Here is a 17,557-nt window from a genome sequence, read left to right on the forward strand (position 1 = left end):
TCATGAACCAGCACGGTCCGGTGTCGGGCGGATGAAGCATATCGCGTCAATCGCTGGGGTTTCATCCGGCGGATCTCCTGAGGGAGAGACAGCCATGGCAACTGCAAGAGCGGAGCGGCGGCTGGCCGCGATCCTGGCCGCCGATGTCGTCGGCTATTCCCGCCTCGTCGAACATGACGAGGCTGGGACTTTGTCGGCCCTGAAGGTTCTGCGCCGGGAGGTGATCGATCCGCTGCTGGCCGAGTATCAGGGCCGTATCGTCAAGCTGATGGGCGACGGTGCGCTCGTGGAGTTCGGCTCGGTCGTCGATGCCGTCGCGTGCGCGGTCGCCGTCCAGAAGGGCGTTGCCGAGCACCAGGCCGATATCCCGACGGAGCAACGCATCATCTTCCGGATCGGCGTCAATCTCGGCGATGTGATCCACGAGGTAGATGGGGATCTCTACGGCGATGGCGTCAATATCGCTGCCCGCCTCCAGACCCTGGCGGATCCAGGCGGCATCTGCATTTCCGGCACGGCATACGATCACCTCCAGGGCAAGCTTGACTGCGACTACGAGTACCTCGGCGAACGCGCGCTCAAGAACATGGAGCGGCCGGTGCGATTGTACCGCCTCCTTCTGGAAGGGACGACGGCCCGAACGGCATCGCCCAGGCCCGCACTTCCGGACCGACCATCCATTGCCGTGCTGCCGTTCAACGCCATGAGCGCCGACCCGGAGCAGGACTTCTTCAGCGATGGGCTCACCGAAGACATCACCACCGCGCTATCCAAGCTCAGGGGTTTCTTCGTGATCGCCCGCAACACGATGTTCACCTACAAGGGAAAGCCCGTGGATGTGCGCGCCATCGGGCGCGAACTCGGGATCCGCTATGTTCTCGAGGGCAGTGTCCGCAAGTCCGGCAACCGCGTGAGGGTGACCGCGCAGCTCATCGATGCGGCCTCCGAAGCCCATCTCTGGGCCGAGAGGTACGACGGAGACCTCGGCGACATCTTCGTCATTCAGGACGAAATCACCGCAAGCGTCGTCGGCCGCATCGGGCCGGAACTCCTGGCGGCAGAGCATGCCCGCGAAAGCCCCAAGCCGCATCATGGCCTTGATGCCTGGGAATGTGTCGTGCGGGCAGTGTTCCTGTGTTCCCAGTTATCTGAGGAGAGCAGCCGGAAGATGCTCCCCCTGCTTGATCGGGCAATCGGACTGGCTCCCGATTATGCCCAGGCGCTCGCCATGAAAGGTTGGATTATGATGTGGCGCGCGTTCCAGGGATGGGAGGACATGGGATACGCCGTGGCCCTTGCCAGGGATATCGTCCAAAAAGCCATTGCCGCGGACGATAAGGAACCGTGGGCTTACCTTGCGCAGGCGATGATAGCCTTTGCGACGCGTGACAATGTCCTGGCCATGGCAGCGATCAGCCAGGCTGTCGCGATCAACCCCAACTCCGCGTTCGCACACGGCCAGTTGGGACTTGCGCATGCCAACGCGGGCCGCGCGGCGGACGCCATTCCTTGCATCGACTACGCCCTCAGACTGAGCCCGCGCGAGGCCTTTCTCGGCGACTTTCAGTTCTACTACGCCATGGCCTACTTCCAGGGCGCGAATTATGAGCTTGGATTGAGTTATGCACGGGAGGCGCATCGCCTGCGGTCCGGCCATGCGCTTCCGCTGATCATCGGAACGGCCTGTGCCGGACTTCTGGACAACCGGGAGGCTGCCACGGACTTGCTCGGACGGCTCAAGTCCCTCGTTCCTGACATCTCACGGGGCGCGGTCGCAGCAACATCGTCTTTCGTCCGCGCCGAGGATCGGGAGCGCCTGATCGAGGGACTTGCCCGTGCCGGCCTGAATTGACGGGCTGGATTGACCTCGAGAACCGATCGCTTACTGGTGAGGAGCGTTCCTGGCAATATGTCGCGCCCATCTCGCGGCCACCGCAACAAAGCTACCAACACGAAGATCGCTTCAGCTATCGCCGAAACGTCCCGTGATTGGCTCATCGCGAGTAAGGGCGTCCAGACGCTGGAAGGCGTGGCTCAAGTCCGGTGGCGTTTGTTTTTGAGCCAATGGAGGTATTGCGGTCGCTCACAGGGCTATTATCATCTGCAGATGCGCGGACAGTAATCGGAGTTTTCGGCGTGTGCATTGCAAAGAAAAGTCTGCAACTCGCCATTTCCGGCGTTACGTCCGCCGATCTGCCCGATGACTATTGGGTCATCGATCTCGACAGTCCAGATGGGTACGAAGCACAAAACCGGCATGATGTCATTTTCCAGGTTTCCTTCGACGTTGGACCGGTAAGCTCACTCGGCCGTGACTTGTTTGAATGTGTAGTTTTAACGCCGAACCATCTGCATCGATTTGCACACCCACGCCATGGCCTAATCGTTCTTGAGGAATACACTTACGGTGCATTCAGAGACCGCCTGAAGGGTGTTATTAGAGCGTGCGAGGCTCCCTCTTGGTATGAATGCCTGAAAAACTTGCGGAGGCATTTTCGCTGGGAGTACGAAGGTATGTATTCCGAAGCAGAGTTGGAGGCATTGAACTCTTGAGGGGACGGCATGAGATCGGCCGTTGAAAGCCTTTGTGATATCAGGGAGAGCTGGAGAAGACTCTCTCGGTGAACGGTTGAATTCACATGGATCAGCCGAAACCTCGTGAATGCCCGGGCGAACTCCGGGGGAGCTTGCTTCCCGATCTACCGCTTGGCGCAGCGCATAAACAATGCCATACCGAAGGCCACAACGGAGCCATCGATGACCGGGAACGCTTCTCTGCACACATTCGCCATCGGCGATGTCCACGGGCGCGCCGACCTGCTGGAGGAGCTGCTGTCAGGCATTGACGGCAAGGCGCGTAACGAGACGATCGACTACCGGATCGTCTTCCTCGGCGACATCATGGACCGTGGGCCGGAGAGCAGGAAGGCGATGGATCTCGTCATTCGCACGCTGCGCGACAGACCGGGCTCGAAACTGATACGCGGCAACCATGACGCCATCCCTCTTCTGATCCTCGACGAGACGGAGCCTGCCGATCGGGCAGATCTTGTCAACCACTGGCGAGACCTCGGAGGCAGCGAGACGATGCTCTCCTACGGCCTGCCCCTTGAGGCAGCCATTACCGCAGACGAGATCCGCCGCAGGTTTGGAGACGAGCACCTGCAATGCCTGCGCGCTGCCGAGCGCTATGTCGAACTCGACCACCACATCCTCGTCCATGCTGGCCTGAAACCCGGCATTCCCCTGGCCGAGCAGGATGCGCAGGCGCTGATGTGGATTCGCGGCGAGTTCCTGAATTCCAGCGCCTCGTTCGGCAAGATCGTCGTCCATGGGCACACGATCACCGCCAGCGAACGCGTCGAGATCTTCCCGAACCGGATTGCCATCGATACCGGCGCCTTCGCGACGAATATCCTCTCGGCGCTTCACATCAGCCCGTCAGGCGATGTCGCGGTGCTGCAGGCAACGGCAGCCGGCCCCGGTCCGTGCCGTTTCCTGGAAGGCCGGCCCCTCAAACGGTCTCATGACGATGCGGCGATGCTATTCTAGGATTGGGGGTAAACCGCAGGTCGGTCTCGTCGACCATCGCCTCGGCCGGCCGCTGCAGCCGGCCATCAGCAGGCATCGTCAGATGGATCGGCTCGAGCGGCGCTGTCACGATCGGAAGCAAACAGCACCGCCCCTTGCCGGTTCAGTTGCCGGTCGGCATCGGGATGCTGAATCCCTCTTTGCTCAGCTCATCCCGCAGCCACTGGAACTGCTGATATCTCGAAATCTCGACCGGACCGGTGTAGGTCGCACTCTGAAGTTTGCGCGGCGGGTGCTGGATGTAGGTTTTCATCAATTCCTCTATAGAGGCGCTGATCGTCACCATCGTCCACGTGCGCTCGGTGTAGTTGTTCATGAAGATGTCGTAGCGCTCCTGCGGGTCCTGCCAAAGGTCAAAAACTTGAGGGACCGTTGCGACATACTTATTCGGACCCTTCCAGCCCAGATTGCTGTCGACCGCCAGGCCGCCGGTCGGCTGTCCATCGTCACCACGCAGATTGAACACAGCCTTGTAGTTGCCGACGCGTGCAGCGCCCGGAGAGAGTTCGTTCTCGGTGAAATAGAACCATGAGGTCCGCTCCGACTTGCCGGTTCCGAGAAGGATTGGCGACATGTCGAAGCTATCGAAGATGATCGGCTGTCCTTCGCGGTCCTTGTCGGGGAGCGCAACGCCTGCTACCGACGCAAATGTCGCCATCAGATCGAGGCCGCCAACGACATCATGACTCCTTGAGCCGGGTTTGATCTTGCCCGGCCAGACGGCGATGGCGGGAACGCGGTTGCCGCCCTCGCGGACCGTGCCCTTGGTGCCCCGAAATGGCGTATAGCCGGCGTCGGGATAGACATCCTGCCAGGCGCCATTGTCGGTCGTGTAGAAGACGAGCGTATTCCTGTCGAGGCCGGTCTCGCGAAGCTTGTCCATGATGCGGCCGATGCGGGTATCCAGCTCGACGATGCTGTCGGCATATTTCGACTTGGACATCGACTTATGCTCGAATTCCGGTGCCGGCATGTTCGGCTGGTGCACCTTCATGAAGTTGACATCGATGAAGAACGGCTTGTCGGATTTTGCCGCGTCATCAAGAAACTCCAGTGCCGCCTTTTCGACATAACTGTCAAAGAAGGGAATGCCGACGACCCCTGCCGTACCATTCACAGTGGGCGTATCGACGTACTGACCATTGATCTTGAAGTCCTCGACTGCCTTTTCGCCCGCCTTGCCCGACAGCGAGCCCTTTGTGACCTTCTGGAACATCGCCCGGAGCTTCGGGTCCATGTCCGGGAACCAGGTCGGATCGGCGTAGGTGTAGGCATTGAGGTGGTAGAGACCGCAATATTTCATCACGTCGAACCCGTGCGCATTCGGCAACGCATAGTCCGCTTCGCCAAGATGCCATTTTCCCGTGAAATAGGTTTGGTAACCACCGAGTTTCAAAACGGAAGCCAGCGTCCACTCGGCCGCGGGAAGACCGCCACCTTCGCCCTGGAATGCGACCGTCGTCATGCCGCTCCGATTGGGAATACGCCCCGTGATCATGGCGGCGCGCCCCGGCGTACAGCTTGGCTGGGCGTAGAAATCGTAGAACAGCATTCCCTGATCGGCCATTTTGTCGATATTGGGCGTCGGCATCCCCCGTCCTTCGCCGCCGCCATAGGGGCCGAGATCGCCATAGCCGGTGTCGTCGGACACGATGAGAAGGATATTCGGCTTTGCCGGCGTCTGCTGTGCACTTGCCGGGACTGCGAGCGCTGCGGCAAAGCTCAATGCCGCAAAGCACGACCCCAGAAGTTTCCTTGGAAAAGCCTTCGACACGGTGCGTGACGAATTTGATCGATCGGCATCCTCTGTCATTTTCAGGTTCCTTCCTGCGACGAGCCGTCGCGCAAAAGATTGATCTGAGAAGAAGCGCGCGCCTGCATTGAGAGCGGGCACGCAATGCCATGCCGGATTATTCGGCTGCCAAAAAAGGCAAAGTCCAAACAGGAGGTTGAAGCGTTAAGCCCTGCCAGCTGCACGGGAAACCTGCGCTGCGGCACAGGGCAAGGCAAGTACGTTACGGTAAATGCTCACCGTAAACGCGTTGCAAGATCGGTGACGCACCGACTGCTTTGGGCCGGCAGGGGCCGATTATGATCCTGTCTGCCCACCCGGAAAGGGTACGCCTATCGACAAGGCAAATCAGGCGGCGGATCGTCAAGAGAGCCGGGAAAAGCAGGTGGGCGAGGTCAATTCGGTTCTCGCCTGAACGGCACCAGATTGGACGCCGAACCCTTCGCATGATCAGGGCCATCATCGCCCGGCTCCGCACGCCAATCCGCCGTGATCTCCAGCCTGTGCGGGCTTGCCAGAATCTGGTCGCTGAAATAGCGCGTCGGCGTCGTTCCGAGCATGCGGCGGAACATGGCGATGAAGGCGCTGACGCTCTCATAGCCGAGATCGCCGGCAATGACGGTGACGAGCTGCCCCGCAGCCAGCCGCTGCAGCGCGACGCCGATATGCAGCTGCTGTCGCCAGCGCACGAAGGACATGCCCGTCTCCCGCTGGAACAGGCGGCTGAGCGTCCGGTTGCTCGCGCCGACCCGCGCACCCCATTCGTCTATCGTGAAGCGCAGGCCGGGTTCGGCGACCATCGCCTCGGTGAGCCGCTGCAGCCTGCGATCGGTGGGCATCGGCAGGTGGATCGGCTCGAGCGGTGCTGCGCTGAGCTCATCCAAGAGCACGCCGACGAGACGGTGAAGCCGTTCGGGCACCATGTCAGGACTGTCGTGACGCGGCTCCAGACGGAAGATCAGCTCGCGCAGGAAGGGCTGGACGAAGAGAATGCCGCATTCGTCCGTCAGGCCACCGGTCAGTTTCGCGTCGATATAGAGATTGCCGATCTTGATATGGCCGGCCACGCGACCGCTATGGGGAACACCGCCCGGAATCCACAGCGCGCAATTCGGCGGCACCGTCCAGACACCGCCGGCCGCCCTCATCGTCAGCACGCCGCTCATCACGTAAAGCAGCTGCGCCTTGCCATGGCGATGCGGTTCGGACTCGCCGATAAAACTCGTCTCGGTGATGAAACTGAAAGCCGGGCGCGACACCTCGTCGATCACGGAGGGGTCAAATCTATCCTGAATATTCATTGCCGATCCTCGCAGGCAAACTCAACCGACGGCGTATTGCTCTATCACAGAAGCCGGAGGTCAGAGTAACCACGCATCGTCCCTGCTGCCGATGAGGCTCCGCCCCTTTCGCTCCGCCTCCTCCTCATCTGCCGCAAATACGATCGCGAAGCCAAACGCCTTTCCGACCGCGACAGCCGCGAGCTTGGCCGCGGGCGACATCGGCCTGCCGCCGTCGATGACGATCATGCCCCGGCAATAGGCCCTCATCCGATCCCTGATCTTCTTGAAAAACAGCGCCCGCTCCTTGCGCTCCTCCTGCGTCTCGTCCCCGTGATCGTCAGGCGCGTGATCGGTGACCAGCACGAAGGGCCGCCGCTCCTCCAGCAGCGCCTCGATCTGGTCGTTGATGGAGGTCTCTTCATCGGCATCGGTGCGGATGAAGACGACGGGGAGATGGGAACGATCCAGAAGCATGGCAGCGGCCTTTCGAAATGGAAGCAAGCGGAGCGAGACTAGCATTCCGGGCGGAAGGCGGATTTCGCGAAGCTGCCAACAAATGCCGGGGATCGGCCAAGTTTTGCGGGTATTGCGGCTGGCGACGACATCGCTCATGAGACAGCAGCGGAGACTGCAACCTCCCTGGTCCAGCGGTCAGCACCACCACCTCTCTCACCAAGTCAGTTCATGTGGAAAGGGAGCGAGCACCCTGCCCGCCCCTTTTCCAGTTTCATTTGCCTGATACCGCGTCCCTGAACTCTGCCAGGTCGCCGTTGAAGCGCGGTGCTTCTTCCAGGAATGGCGCGTGCCCCGACTTCGCATAGATCTTCGTCTGAATTGCCGGATTGAGCGCCCGAGCGCGCGCAACGCTCGGCTCGACTTTCACCAGATCGTCCCTGCCGCCATAAAGAAGCAGAACCGGCACGCGCGCCCTGGGCAATCCCTGAACGGCGGAAACAGTCATCGACGGGACGGTCCGCGTCATGATCCACGAGGCCATTGCGGCATTGGACAGCAAGCGTTCGAAGGTTGCCGTGTCGGGCTTCCTCTCAAAACACAGAGCCAGGAAGGTTTTCACCGCGTCGAGGTGCGCCCGCAGGTCATCCGAGGCCATGCCCGCATAGACTTGGGGATGCGAGGTGATCAGCGCAGCATTGAGTTCGATGACGCCGTCGACATAGACGACGCCGCCAAGGCCGTCGTCTCCATAGGCTGCAAGATAGTTTGATAGAACGACGCCGCCGAGTGACCAGCCGACCAGAACGGGATTCTTCGCGCCTGTCGCCTTGAGGACCGCCGAGAGATCGTCGGCCCAGCGGCGCCCGTCATGATAGGCTTCGGCATCATCAGGCTTGCCGGACAGACCGTGGCCGCGCAGGTCATAGGTGATCAGCCGATAGTGATGCAGTTTTGGGCTGCTGACCTGCCTGTCCCAGTTCAGATGGCTGCCAAGCAGGCCATGGATGAAGACGATCGCCGGCCCGCCGGGATCACCCGATTCCTGCACCGCGATGTCGACGCCATCAGGCGCCTTCACCACATAGTTCTTCTCTGCGGCCATCGCCGTGAAAGACAGGCCCATCAGCAGGACCAACATCCAAATTCCACGCATTATTCTCATCACGCCAAGATCCTTATATTTAGTGATCACTACAAACTATCCGCTTGCCTTTTGCTGTCAAGCAGTCTTTAGTGATCGCTATGGATAAGGCTGTGAGAAGACGGCGCGGCGGCCCGCGCACATTTGACAGGGATCAGGCGGTGGATATCGCCATGCGGCTCTTCTGGAGGCATGGATATGAAGGCGTCTCGCTGAACGATCTGACGGCAGCGATCGGTGTTGCGCCCCCGAGCCTCTACGCGGCTTTCGGCAGCAAGGCTGGCCTGTACCGCGAGGCACTCGATCGCTATTTCGGCCTTCCCGGCGCATTGAAGGATCTCGGCTCGGCGGCGACCCTTCAGGAGACGATCGAGACCCTGCTTCACAAGGCCATCGATGCCGTGATCGATCCGCAGGGAGAACGCGGCTGCATGATTTCGAGCGGCATGATCCAATCGGGCGCAGATCATGCGGATCTCGCGCGCGAACTCGCCGAGCGCCGAAACGCGATACGCGAGATGATCGCGGAAACGCTGGGGCGGTGGCTCGATCCGGACCGCGCCGTGTCGCTCGCCCGCTATCTTGTCGCCGTCCTGCAGGGACTGTCCATCCAGGCGCGTGACGGCGCCTCGCGGCAGGAATTGCAGCAGGTTTCGGCCGAAGTCATTGCCGGCGTGAAGGCAAGAGACTTCGGCTAGGTCGGACAGCAGCGATTGCAGGTCGAACAGGTGCAGGACCGCCGAGCAGGCTCTTCTGCGGAAGAACAGGGCTGTCCGTCGATCCGGCCCCATGCGGGACGCCGCCGATGGCGATAGGCCACGTCGACTAGGCCAGATGCTGACCGAAGAACTCTGCGATCCGATCGAACGGAATGATGTCCACGCGGTCGTAGAGATCGACATGGCTGGCGCCGGGAATGATCATCAGTTCCTTCGGCTCCGCCGCGGCGGCGAAGGCGGTTTCGCTGAAGTAGCGCGAATGGGCTTTTTCGCCGTGGATGAACAGGACCGGACGCGGCGAGATCTCGGCGATGTAGGTCAGGATCGGCATGTTCATGAAAGACAGCGGTGTCGTCTGCGACCATGCGTTGCCGGAGTTGACCGCGCGCTTATGGTAGCCGCGCGGCGTCATGTAATAGTCGTGATAATCGACCAGGAACTGCGCTTCGCCACCCTTGAGTTCATTATAGGGCGGCTGGTAGGCGGGGCTTCCGTTTTCCGCATCCGTCCAGCGCTGGCGGCTCAGTTTTTCGAGCGTCTGCGCGCGCTGCTCGGGCGTCACGCTGTCGTTGTAGCCCTTGGACATGACGCGGGTCATATCGTACATGGTGCTGGCGACGACCGCCTTGACGCGCTTGTCGACGGCGACCGCATTCAGCGCCATGCCGCCCCAGCCGCAGATGCCGATGCCACCGATCCGCTCGCGGTCGACTTCGGGCCGCAGACCGATGAAATCCACAGCCGCACTGAAGTCTTCCGTGTTGATGTCAGGCGAAGCGATATTGCGCGGCTCACCGCCGCTTTCGCCCGTATAGGACGGATCGAAGGCCAGTGTCGCGAAGCCGCGCTCCGCCATCGTCTGCGCATAGAGGCCCGCAGACTGCTCCTTCACGGCGCCGAAGGGGCCGCTGACGACGAGAGCCGCCAATGGCTCGCCGCCGCGGTTTTTCGGCAGGTAGAGGTCGCCAATCAAGGTGATGCCATAGCGGTTCTTGAACGATACCGTTTGGTGATCGACCTTGTCGCTCCTGGGGAAGGTCTTGTCCCAGGTGGCGGTCTGCGCCAGCGCCGGGGTTGCGGCCGCAGCCGGCAGCATGCTGATTGCCGCCACGGCGGCGCCTGTCGCCTTCATCAGGCTCCGTCTGGTGGGGGTGAAGGTCTCGGCGGTATCGATTTGCTTGCTCATGGCAGGATCTCCTGTGTCATTGACGTTGTGATTCACTGGATGCGTTCGATGCGCAGCGGAAATTGCCCGGGAACATGAAGCGCCTCGTAGCCTTCGTCGAAGCGTCCGAGGCGCACGAGCCCCGGGTGCTTGTAGCCGGAATAAAACATCGCGAGGTTGCCCCAGGGCATGTAGTAACAGAGGTCGTAAGCCCGCTCGTTGCTGAACGGGCCGTGGCCTTCGACGGTGAGTTTGCGAGGCAGGTAGGCAATCTTCTCGTTGGACCCGTAGTCGTCGATCTCGATATCGAGCGGCAGCATTGACGCAAAGTCGCGGGCCGATGGATTGTCGTAGAGTGTCGCCGTCATCATGTGTCCGGCAAATGTCAGCTTGATCCGCATGTCGGTCTTCTCCTGATCGTTGGGGCCGCCCTGGCCGAAGCCGCGACCGGGGAGCATGAAGGCAGCCACCGCCGCCGTCAGCAGGCGACGTCTGCATGCATCCGGAAGCCCCGCGCTCATGACGGTCTCCGCGTCACACGCCATGCCGCAAAGGCTGCCAGTGAGGAGCCGCAGAGAAGCGTGGCGCTGAGCGTGAAGGTGGACCACCAGCCGAGAGCATCGAAAAGCAGTCCGCCGAGCGCGGCTCCCGCCGTGATGGCGAGCTGGATCACGGCGACCTGAAGTCCGCCGCCTGCCTCGGCCTCATCGGCAAGAACACGGCTGAGCCAGGTACCCCAGCCGACGGGCGCGGCCGTGCCGAGAAAGCCCCAGCCGACGAGAGCCGAAAAGACCGGACCTTCCATGTCCCCCAATGCGACCATGGAGAGAGCAAGGCAGGCCATGAGGAACGGGATCGCGATCAGAATGCTGAACAGGCGATGCTCCAGCAGCCGGCCGATGAACCAGGTCCCCACTGCCCCGGCGAGCCCCATGACAAGAAGGACGAAGGAAAGCGTGCCGATGCCGACATGGGTCACCTGCTCCAGGAACGGCCTGATATAGGTGAAGAGCGCGAACTGTCCCATGAAGAGCAGCAGGATCGCGGCCATGCCCATGGCGACCGGCGGACGCCCCAGCAGCCGGAAAACGTTCTGGGATTTCAGGCGGTTCCGCGATGGAAGCGCAGGCAGGCTGATCCACTGCCAGAGGAATGCGAGCAGTCCCACGGGAACGACGAGGAAGAAGGCGCCGCGCCACCCGATATAGGCGCCGAGCAGGCTTCCGAGCGGAGCCGAGACGGTGGCTGCGATCGCGTTTCCCGCATTCAGCAGCGCCAGCGCCTTCGGCACCTCATCGCGAGAGACCAGACGCATCACGATCGCTGTCGACATCGACCAGAATCCGCCGATGGAGATGCCGAGCAGCGCGCGCCCAAGCATCAGGATGGGATAGGAAGGCGCAAGGGTGACTGCGAGGCCCGAAACCATCAGAAGCATGGTCAGGCCGAGCACGACCACACGCCGATCCAGCCGGCGTGTGAGCGTGGTGATGAACAGGCTGGTCACAACAGCTGATATGCCCGAGATCGAAATTGCCTGCCCCGTATGTCCTTCGGAAACGCCGAGATCGGCGGCGATCGGCGTCAGCAGGCTCACGGGCATGAACTCCGAGGCGATCAGCGCGAAGACGCACAGGGTCATGGAGAAGACGGCGCCCCACGCCGCGCGGCTGCCGTCGATATCATCGTCGTAGGTCAGGGCCATGGGCGTCAATCCCGATCGGTGCTTCGGTTTCTGCTTGTTGCGACGGAAGATATTGCTAGGGGACTTTTCGGACAATCCATGCTAATCCGCATGGACTTATCTAAATTCAATATCAATAGAGGTGCTGACAATGCAGCGCGAAGACATGAAGGATCTGCTCTGGTTCCTGGAGGTGGCGAAGGAGCAAAGCTTCACCAAGGCGGCCGCGACGCTCGGCACCTCCCAGTCGACCCTGAGCTACACGATCAAGCAATTGGAGGCCCGGCTCGGTGTGCGGCTTCTGACAAGAACCACGCGCAGTGTCTCGACGACGGAGGCAGGCGAACGCCTGTTTCAATCCCTTGCACCGCGCTTTCAGGAGATCGAGGCGGATCTGGCAGATCTGGTCGCATTCCGCGACAAACCGTCCGGCACCGTGCGCCTGACACTATCCGACCACGCCCTGCGGACGACGGTATGGCCGAAGCTGAGCCCCGTCCTGTCCGACTATCCGGACATCCGCGTGGAACTCTACAGCGACAACGGCATGCGCAATATCGTCGAGGAGCGCTTCGATGCCGGGGTACGGCTGGGCGAGAGCGTCGACAAGGACATGATCGCGGTGCGGATCGGCCCGGATTGGCGTCTGCGTGCCGTCGCCTCGCCGGGTTACTTCTCGAAGCACGGCATTCCCCAGACGCCGCAGGATCTGGTTGGGCATGTCTGCATCAACATGCGCCAGGTGACATGGGGCGGGTTCTATGCCTGGGAATTCGAAAAGGACGGGCGGGAGCTGCGGGTCAGGGTGGACGGACAGCTCAGCTTCAACTCCTCGATTTCCCAGATCGACGCGGCCGTCCAGGGATACGGGATAGCCTATCTCCCGGAGGATCTTGTCGAGGAACACATCGCCGAGGGGCGGCTGCAGCCGGCCCTCGACGACTGGAGCGAACCCTTCGCCGGTTACCACCTCTACTACCCCAGCCGGCGCCAGATGTCTCCGGCGATGGCTGTTGTCGTCGACGCGCTGCGGCATCGCAGTTGATCCTGCGGAGTCGCCCCACCGCCGGCGGCATCATCCCTCTTCTGCATCCTTGTCGTCACCAGATAGATGATCGTTATGGCCGCGGCGAAGATGAGCAGGACATAGAGTGTATCCATATCTGCGATATAGCGCGCAGGAATGGATCGGACAGCTTCCGGCGTCGCCCCTATCAGGCCATTGCCAGCGCGCCGGCGGGTGCGGCGCGATAGGCTTCCCGGCCGCCGACCCAGGTGCGGCGGACGGCAGGTGCGGCACCTTCAGGCCAATCGACCAGCACGAGATCCGCCCGCTTGCCGATTTCGATCACGCCGCGATCGGCAAGACCCGAGGCGCGGGCCGGATTGCCTGACACGAGCGGCCAGAGCGCATGCAGCGGCGCCACGTCATCGGCCTTCAGCCTTGCAAGACCGAGCAGCATCGCCGGGTAATAATAGTCGGAGGCGAGGATGTCGCAGAGCCCTTCGCGGATCATGTCGGCCGCACCGATCGAGGCGAGATGGCTGCCGCCGCGCGTGGCGTTCGGTGCGCCGAAGACGATGAAGTCGCCGGCATCGCGGGCAGCCCGCGCCACCCGCCAGTTCATCGGGAATTCGCAGATCCGCGCGCCGCGCTGGCGGAAGAAATCGCGCGTTTCGATCTGGCTGTCGTCATGCGAGAGCATCGGCGCGCCCGCGGCCTTTCCGAGCGCTGCCACCTCTTCGATCGCATCGGGCACCTGCGGACGGCGCGCCCACATGCTGCGCACCAGCGCCACCATGTCCGCCACCGGAATTTTCGCCCGCTTGGCGCGTTCCGTCATCTTCTCGGCGAAGGCAGGCGTTTCGGGATCGACGACAGGGAAAGCCGGATCGAGGTCGAAGGGCCGCTCCTGCGGCGGCGTCGAGGGATGCAACATCGCCATCGACGTGTGGTCGTTGAAGGCAATCGACGGCAGGCGCGGACCGGCAAGCGCCTCGCGAATGAGGTCGACCGCCTCGAAGCAGAAGGTCTCCCAGCGCAACTGCACGCGATTGTCCACCGTCAGCCGGGGCGTGAGCGCATCGAGCGCCCGCACGATGGCGTAACCGGTTTCGACCGAGCGCAGCCCGGGCTCCCAGCTCAGCGTCAGCGCATGATAGGCCGTCGCGATGCCGTTGGCGGCAAGCTGGCGGTCGGTTTCGAGCAGCGCGGCAGCGACCGGCAGCATGGTGCCCGGCCGCGGCATGACCTGCCGCTCGAAGGCATCGCCATGAATATCCACGAAAGCGGGGCCGAGCAGATGGCCGCGCCCGTCAACAACCTCCGCCCCGTCGCGCTGACCGTCGATATCAGTGATCCGGCCGTCTTCCATACGCACGGAGGCGCGCTCCAGACGATCGCCGAATACAACGGTGGCGCCCTCGATGATGACTGCCGGATTGTTCTGCATGGGTCTCATTCCAGGAAAAAAGAAGGCGCGGCAGTCGAGTCACCCGACAAGGTGCGCGCCATCAGCAGCTTCTAGCCAGCGTATATGACAGATTTGCCAACGTCGTTCATAAAACACCTCAAAAAGATCAAACATTTGAATAGCAGACATCAACGGGACGCAATTGGTCGCGGGATCGGGCTCTGCTACCAAGAGCCGATGACCACACGCCCGAAAACCTCACTCCTGTTCATCCTGATCGCCAGCGGAACCGTTCTCGGTATTGCCGGGACCGATCTGGTGCTGCCGGCCGTCCCGAGCCTTCCGGGCCAGCTCGGAGGAAGCATCGAGGTCGCCCAGCTCGTGCTGGCGGCTTACGCGTTCGGCACGTTGGTCGGGCTGCTCACCTTCGGCGAACTGGGCGCGCGGTTCGATCCGCGCAAGCTGCTGATCTGGTCGCTTGCCCTGTTCGGGATTGCCTCGCTCGCATCAGCGGAATCTCCTTCGATCGAATGGCTGATTGCCCTGCGCTTCGCTCAAGGCGCATTCGGCTCCGGTCCCGCCGTCTTTGCGCCCGGTTTCATCCACGGCCTCTATCCGCACGACAAGGCGGCCGCCGCCATGGGACGGCTCGGTTCCGTCGAGTCCCTGGCGCCGGCGCTGGCCCCGATTGCCGGAGCCTGGCTCTTGGAATTCGGAGGCTGGGAGATTTCATTCGTGCTGTTGGCGGTGCTTTCGGCGCTGATATCGGCAGCCGTTTTCTGGCAGCGCGCCCATTTCCCACGCCGGCAGGAAAAGGAAGATCATCACAGCTACCTCGCCATTCTGAAGAATCTGGAATTTCTGAGCTACGCGTCGAGCCAGGCTCTGTCGCTCGGCGCGCTCCTGGTTTTCGTCTTTGGCCTGCCCGCCGTCCTGACCGGTCCGCTCGACAAGGGCATCGGGGATTTCGTCATCCTGCAGGTCTGCGGCATCGCCAACTTCATTCTGGCCGCGAATTCTTCCGCGTGGCTGGCGGCAAAATTCGGCACCCTAAGGACGATCCGCGTGGGTACGGCGATCATGCCCTGCGCCTTTCTGGCAATCCTCGCCTACACGCTCACAGGCGCAAGCAGCCTTTACGCTCTCGTCCCGCTCTGGGCGATCTTGAATTTCGGCTTCGGCATCCGCGGACCGATCGGCTTTCATCAGGCCATATCGGCTGCCCGCGGCGATCATTCGCGGGCCGCTGCCATCGTCATCGCAGCGATCCTCGGCATAGCGGCACTCGGAACGACCGCCGTCGCCCCCTACATCTCCGTCGGCCTCTGGCCGCTGGCGATCACCGGCGCCGTGATCTCGACCGTCGCGCTGCTGTCGCTGGTGCCGCTGCGAAGCTTCGATTGAAGCAGCCTGCCAGAGGCCAGAAGCGGATATAGGCTTTGTTTGGAGAAATGGCCGATTTGGGGCCGTGAGGGGACAGTCCGAATTCGAGCTTTGCGCTCGTCGTCTCACTCCCGCCCGGACAGCCGTTTCAAAGCGTCGATGCCAACCGGGGGAACAGCCTGGAACGGCAGAATATAGGCTCGTTTCGCCAATTTGCGTGTGATCCGGTCGATCTGCACCCGTTCTCCCGCAAAACGCGACTGCAGAAGCGGGTCATGCGTGCCACTCGCCGCCATGGTCCTGTTGACCACCCAACCGTAAGGCTCGATCTTTGCTCGCCGCAGGTCTTCCTGCAGCATCGCGGCTTCGGAGACCGGCGTCGTTTCGGGAAGGGAAACGAGGATGACGCGCGTATATTCCGGGTCCTGAAGGCGCATCAGTGGCGTGACGATCCGGCCAGGGCCGACCGTCTCCATCTGTCGCGTCATCTGGCGATGATAAGCGCCCGTCGCATCCAGCAGGAGAAGCGTGTGCCCCGTCGGAGCGGTGTCGATGACCACAAAGGCGTCGCGGGCCTCTGCCACAATCCGTGAGAAGGCGTGGAAGACAGCGACTTCCTCCGTGCAGGGAGATTCGAGGTCTTCCCGGAGAAGCGCCTTGTCGTCCTCGTCGAGATCGCGTCCGCGCGACGACATGATCTTCTCGATGTAGCGTTTGGTTTCGGCGGCGGGATCAATCCTGTCGACCGTCAGACCGCGCATATTTCCCTCGACGACAAACGACAGGTGAGCCGCCGGATCAGTAGTCGTCAAATGCACGGCATGGCCGCGTTCGACCAGGCCGACGGCAAGGGCAGCAGCGACCGTCGTCTTTCCGACGCCGCCCTTTCCCATCACCATCACCAGGCCCTTGCGGCCACCGGCGATCTCGTCAATCAATTTCGCAAGCGACGGCAGGGTGGTATGGGCGGCTGCCACTGGTTCCTGGACGGTCGACGCCTGCGACTGAGGTGCGAACAAGGCCCGAAGTGCATCAAGACCCACCATGTCGAAGGGAAGCATCGGAAACTCGTCGCTCGGCAGCCGGGACAGTTCAACCGGCATCGTCGAGAGCGCGGCTTCCTGTGATCGCTCAATCCCGACTGCAATCGGATCGTCGCGCTTAGTCGCACGAAACCGCCCATTGATCGCGAGCAGTTGGTTCTTTAGCCCGAGGGCCGCCAGTTCGCCCGACGTGCGTGAAGCCTCGCGAAGAGCACTCGAGTCCGGACGGACGACCAGGACGATCCGTGTGCGCTTCTCATCTCCCAGGCATGCAAGCGCCTTCTGGAACCGCCCCTCCTGCATCTTCAGGCCCGAGTGCGGACCCAGGCACGATGCGCCCCTGTCATTACCCTCAAGAAAACCGGTCCATGCCTTTGGAAGACTGAGAAGCCGCAATGTGTGACCCGTGGGTGCGGTGTCGAAAATGATATGGTCGAACGGCGACATGTCGTCTGCAAGGAGTCCGACAAAGGCATCGAACGCCGCAATCTCTGTCGTGCAGGCTCCGGAAAGCTGTTCCCGAACCGTGTTTCGTTCGCTCTCGGAAGCGTTGGCTGCCATCTGTGCCAATACACGTTCGCGATAGTCTTCGGCGGCCGCTTCCGGATTGATGTTCATGGCGTAGAGGCCGGGTACGGATGGAACTGGGGTGGGGGTATCCCGGAGCAGCGTCGCCAGCATTTCGTCCAGATTGGATGCGGGGTCAGTGCTGACCAGCAGCACCTGCTTTCCGCCGTCGCAAAGCGTGATCGCGCTTCCACAGCTTAGGGACGTCTTGCCGACCCCGCCCTTCCCCGTGAAGAACAGGTAGCGCGTCGGGTTGGTCAACATCTGCTGCGTAACGGCCATGACGATCTCACTTTCACAAAGGCTTAGATGATCGAGA

General features: G+C 61.9%; 15 protein-coding genes. 6 read left to right on the forward strand and 9 right to left on the reverse strand.

The genetic code is table 11. From position 1 onward, the window contains the following. Positions 1 to 94: 94 nt before the first annotated feature. From ACK9YZ_RS10565 to ACK9YZ_RS10575, 3 genes are all read left to right on the forward strand, one after another. On the forward strand, positions 95 to 1,852 hold the full coding sequence (locus ACK9YZ_RS10565; protein WP_416066545.1) for an adenylate/guanylate cyclase domain-containing protein: 1,758 nt from the start codon (positions 95 to 97) through the stop codon (positions 1,850 to 1,852). Between the two features lie 284 nt (positions 1,853 to 2,136). Next, positions 2,137 to 2,553, forward strand: a complete 417-nt coding sequence (locus ACK9YZ_RS10570; protein ID WP_216758534.1) for an Imm8 family immunity protein — start codon at positions 2,137 to 2,139, stop codon at positions 2,551 to 2,553. A 204-nt stretch (positions 2,554 to 2,757) separates the two neighbouring features. After that, positions 2,758 to 3,552 carry a metallophosphoesterase gene (locus ACK9YZ_RS10575; protein ID WP_416066546.1) on the forward strand — a complete coding sequence of 265 codons (795 nt, stop codon included), beginning with the start codon at positions 2,758 to 2,760 and terminating at the stop codon, positions 3,550 to 3,552. A 142-nt stretch (positions 3,553 to 3,694) separates the two neighbouring features. On the opposite strand, the gene ACK9YZ_RS10580 is transcribed toward ACK9YZ_RS10575, so the two are convergent. The 4 genes from ACK9YZ_RS10580 to ACK9YZ_RS10595 form a co-directional block, all read right to left on the reverse strand. Next, on the reverse strand, positions 3,695 to 5,404 hold the full coding sequence (locus ACK9YZ_RS10580; protein WP_416066547.1) for an arylsulfatase: 1,710 nt from the start codon (positions 5,402 to 5,404) through the stop codon (positions 3,695 to 3,697). A gap of 374 nt (positions 5,405 to 5,778) precedes the next feature. Next, positions 5,779 to 6,684: an AraC family transcriptional regulator gene (locus ACK9YZ_RS10585; protein WP_416066548.1), complete on the reverse strand. Its 906-nt coding sequence runs from the start codon at positions 6,682 to 6,684 to the stop codon at positions 5,779 to 5,781. Between the two features lie 60 nt (positions 6,685 to 6,744). After that, positions 6,745 to 7,140 (reverse strand): hypothetical protein, encoded by a 396-nt coding sequence (locus ACK9YZ_RS10590; RefSeq protein WP_416066549.1) that lies wholly within the window; start codon positions 7,138 to 7,140, stop codon positions 6,745 to 6,747. A gap of 253 nt (positions 7,141 to 7,393) precedes the next feature. Further along, on the reverse strand, positions 7,394 to 8,260 hold the full coding sequence (locus ACK9YZ_RS10595; protein ID WP_416066550.1) for an alpha/beta fold hydrolase: 867 nt from the start codon (positions 8,258 to 8,260) through the stop codon (positions 7,394 to 7,396). Positions 8,261 to 8,364: 104 nt separating this feature from the next. Between ACK9YZ_RS10595 and ACK9YZ_RS10600 the strand changes: the two genes are divergently transcribed. Then, the gene (locus tag ACK9YZ_RS10600) at positions 8,365 to 8,961 is read left to right on the forward strand and encodes a TetR/AcrR family transcriptional regulator (protein ID WP_416066723.1); all 597 of its coding nucleotides are present in this window, start codon (positions 8,365 to 8,367) and stop codon (positions 8,959 to 8,961) included. A 127-nt stretch (positions 8,962 to 9,088) separates the two neighbouring features. Here the strand turns inward: ACK9YZ_RS10600 and ACK9YZ_RS10605 are convergent, their stop codons facing one another. The 3 genes from ACK9YZ_RS10605 to ACK9YZ_RS10615 are packed head-to-tail and all read right to left on the reverse strand — an operon-like array spanning position 9,089 to position 11,852. Next, positions 9,089 to 10,168 (reverse strand): alpha/beta hydrolase, encoded by a 1,080-nt coding sequence (locus ACK9YZ_RS10605; RefSeq protein ID WP_416066551.1) that lies wholly within the window; start codon positions 10,166 to 10,168, stop codon positions 9,089 to 9,091. Between the two features lie 32 nt (positions 10,169 to 10,200). Then, complete coding sequence (locus tag ACK9YZ_RS10610) at positions 10,201 to 10,668, reverse strand: cyclophilin-like fold protein (RefSeq protein WP_416066552.1); 468 nt, start codon at positions 10,666 to 10,668, stop codon at positions 10,201 to 10,203. Next, positions 10,665 to 11,852 carry an MFS transporter gene (locus ACK9YZ_RS10615; protein WP_416066553.1) on the reverse strand — a complete coding sequence of 396 codons (1,188 nt, stop codon included), beginning with the start codon at positions 11,850 to 11,852 and terminating at the stop codon, positions 10,665 to 10,667. Before ACK9YZ_RS10615 ends, ACK9YZ_RS10610 begins: the two co-directional genes overlap by 4 nt. 130 nt (positions 11,853 to 11,982) lie before the next feature. Here ACK9YZ_RS10615 and ACK9YZ_RS10620 point away from each other — a divergent pair, with 130 nt between their 5' ends. After that, complete coding sequence (locus ACK9YZ_RS10620) at positions 11,983 to 12,876, forward strand: LysR family transcriptional regulator (protein ID WP_416066554.1); 894 nt, start codon at positions 11,983 to 11,985, stop codon at positions 12,874 to 12,876. A gap of 169 nt (positions 12,877 to 13,045) precedes the next feature. Here the strand turns inward: ACK9YZ_RS10620 and ACK9YZ_RS10625 are convergent, their stop codons facing one another. After that, positions 13,046 to 14,284 carry an alpha-D-ribose 1-methylphosphonate 5-triphosphate diphosphatase gene (locus tag ACK9YZ_RS10625; RefSeq protein WP_416066555.1) on the reverse strand — a complete coding sequence of 413 codons (1,239 nt, stop codon included), beginning with the start codon at positions 14,282 to 14,284 and terminating at the stop codon, positions 13,046 to 13,048. Positions 14,285 to 14,482: 198 nt separating this feature from the next. On the opposite strand from ACK9YZ_RS10625, the gene ACK9YZ_RS10630 reads away from it, so the two are divergent. Next, complete coding sequence (locus tag ACK9YZ_RS10630) at positions 14,483 to 15,649, forward strand: MFS transporter (RefSeq protein WP_416066556.1); 1,167 nt, start codon at positions 14,483 to 14,485, stop codon at positions 15,647 to 15,649. 104 nt (positions 15,650 to 15,753) lie between these two features. On the opposite strand, the gene arsA is transcribed toward ACK9YZ_RS10630, so the two are convergent. Continuing rightward, on the reverse strand, positions 15,754 to 17,520 hold the full coding sequence (gene arsA, locus ACK9YZ_RS10635) for an arsenical pump-driving ATPase (RefSeq protein ID WP_416066557.1): 1,767 nt from the start codon (positions 17,518 to 17,520) through the stop codon (positions 15,754 to 15,756). Positions 17,521 to 17,557 lie beyond the last annotated feature (37 nt).

This window comes from Rhizobium sp. ZK1, from assembly GCF_047782645.1.
Classification (GTDB): Bacteria; Pseudomonadota; Alphaproteobacteria; order Rhizobiales; family Rhizobiaceae; genus Rhizobium.

Coding starts and splice junctions, on each gene's coding strand:
- ACK9YZ_RS10565 (WP_416066545.1), top strand. CDS start 95: ATGGCAACTGCAAGAGCGGAGCGGCGGCTGGCCGCGATCCTGGCCGCC.
- ACK9YZ_RS10575 (WP_416066546.1), top strand. CDS start 2,758: ATGACCGGGAACGCTTCTCTGCACACATTCGCCATCGGCGATGTCCAC.
- ACK9YZ_RS10580 (WP_416066547.1), bottom strand. CDS start 5,404: ATGACAGAGGATGCCGATCGATCAAATTCGTCACGCACCGTGTCGAAG.
- ACK9YZ_RS10585 (WP_416066548.1), bottom strand. CDS start 6,684: ATGAATATTCAGGATAGATTTGACCCCTCCGTGATCGACGAGGTGTCG.
- ACK9YZ_RS10590 (WP_416066549.1), bottom strand. CDS start 7,140: ATGCTTCTGGATCGTTCCCATCTCCCCGTCGTCTTCATCCGCACCGAT.
- ACK9YZ_RS10595 (WP_416066550.1), bottom strand. CDS start 8,260: ATGTTGGTCCTGCTGATGGGCCTGTCTTTCACGGCGATGGCCGCAGAG.
- ACK9YZ_RS10600 (WP_416066723.1), top strand. CDS start 8,365: ATGGATAAGGCTGTGAGAAGACGGCGCGGCGGCCCGCGCACATTTGAC.
- ACK9YZ_RS10605 (WP_416066551.1), bottom strand. CDS start 10,168: ATGAGCAAGCAAATCGATACCGCCGAGACCTTCACCCCCACCAGACGG.
- ACK9YZ_RS10610 (WP_416066552.1), bottom strand. CDS start 10,668: ATGAGCGCGGGGCTTCCGGATGCATGCAGACGTCGCCTGCTGACGGCG.
- ACK9YZ_RS10615 (WP_416066553.1), bottom strand. CDS start 11,852: ATGGCCCTGACCTACGACGATGATATCGACGGCAGCCGCGCGGCGTGG.
- ACK9YZ_RS10620 (WP_416066554.1), top strand. CDS start 11,983: ATGCAGCGCGAAGACATGAAGGATCTGCTCTGGTTCCTGGAGGTGGCG.
- ACK9YZ_RS10625 (WP_416066555.1), bottom strand. CDS start 14,284: ATGCAGAACAATCCGGCAGTCATCATCGAGGGCGCCACCGTTGTATTC.
- ACK9YZ_RS10630 (WP_416066556.1), top strand. CDS start 14,483: ATGACCACACGCCCGAAAACCTCACTCCTGTTCATCCTGATCGCCAGC.
- arsA (WP_416066557.1), bottom strand. CDS start 17,520: ATGGCCGTTACGCAGCAGATGTTGACCAACCCGACGCGCTACCTGTTC.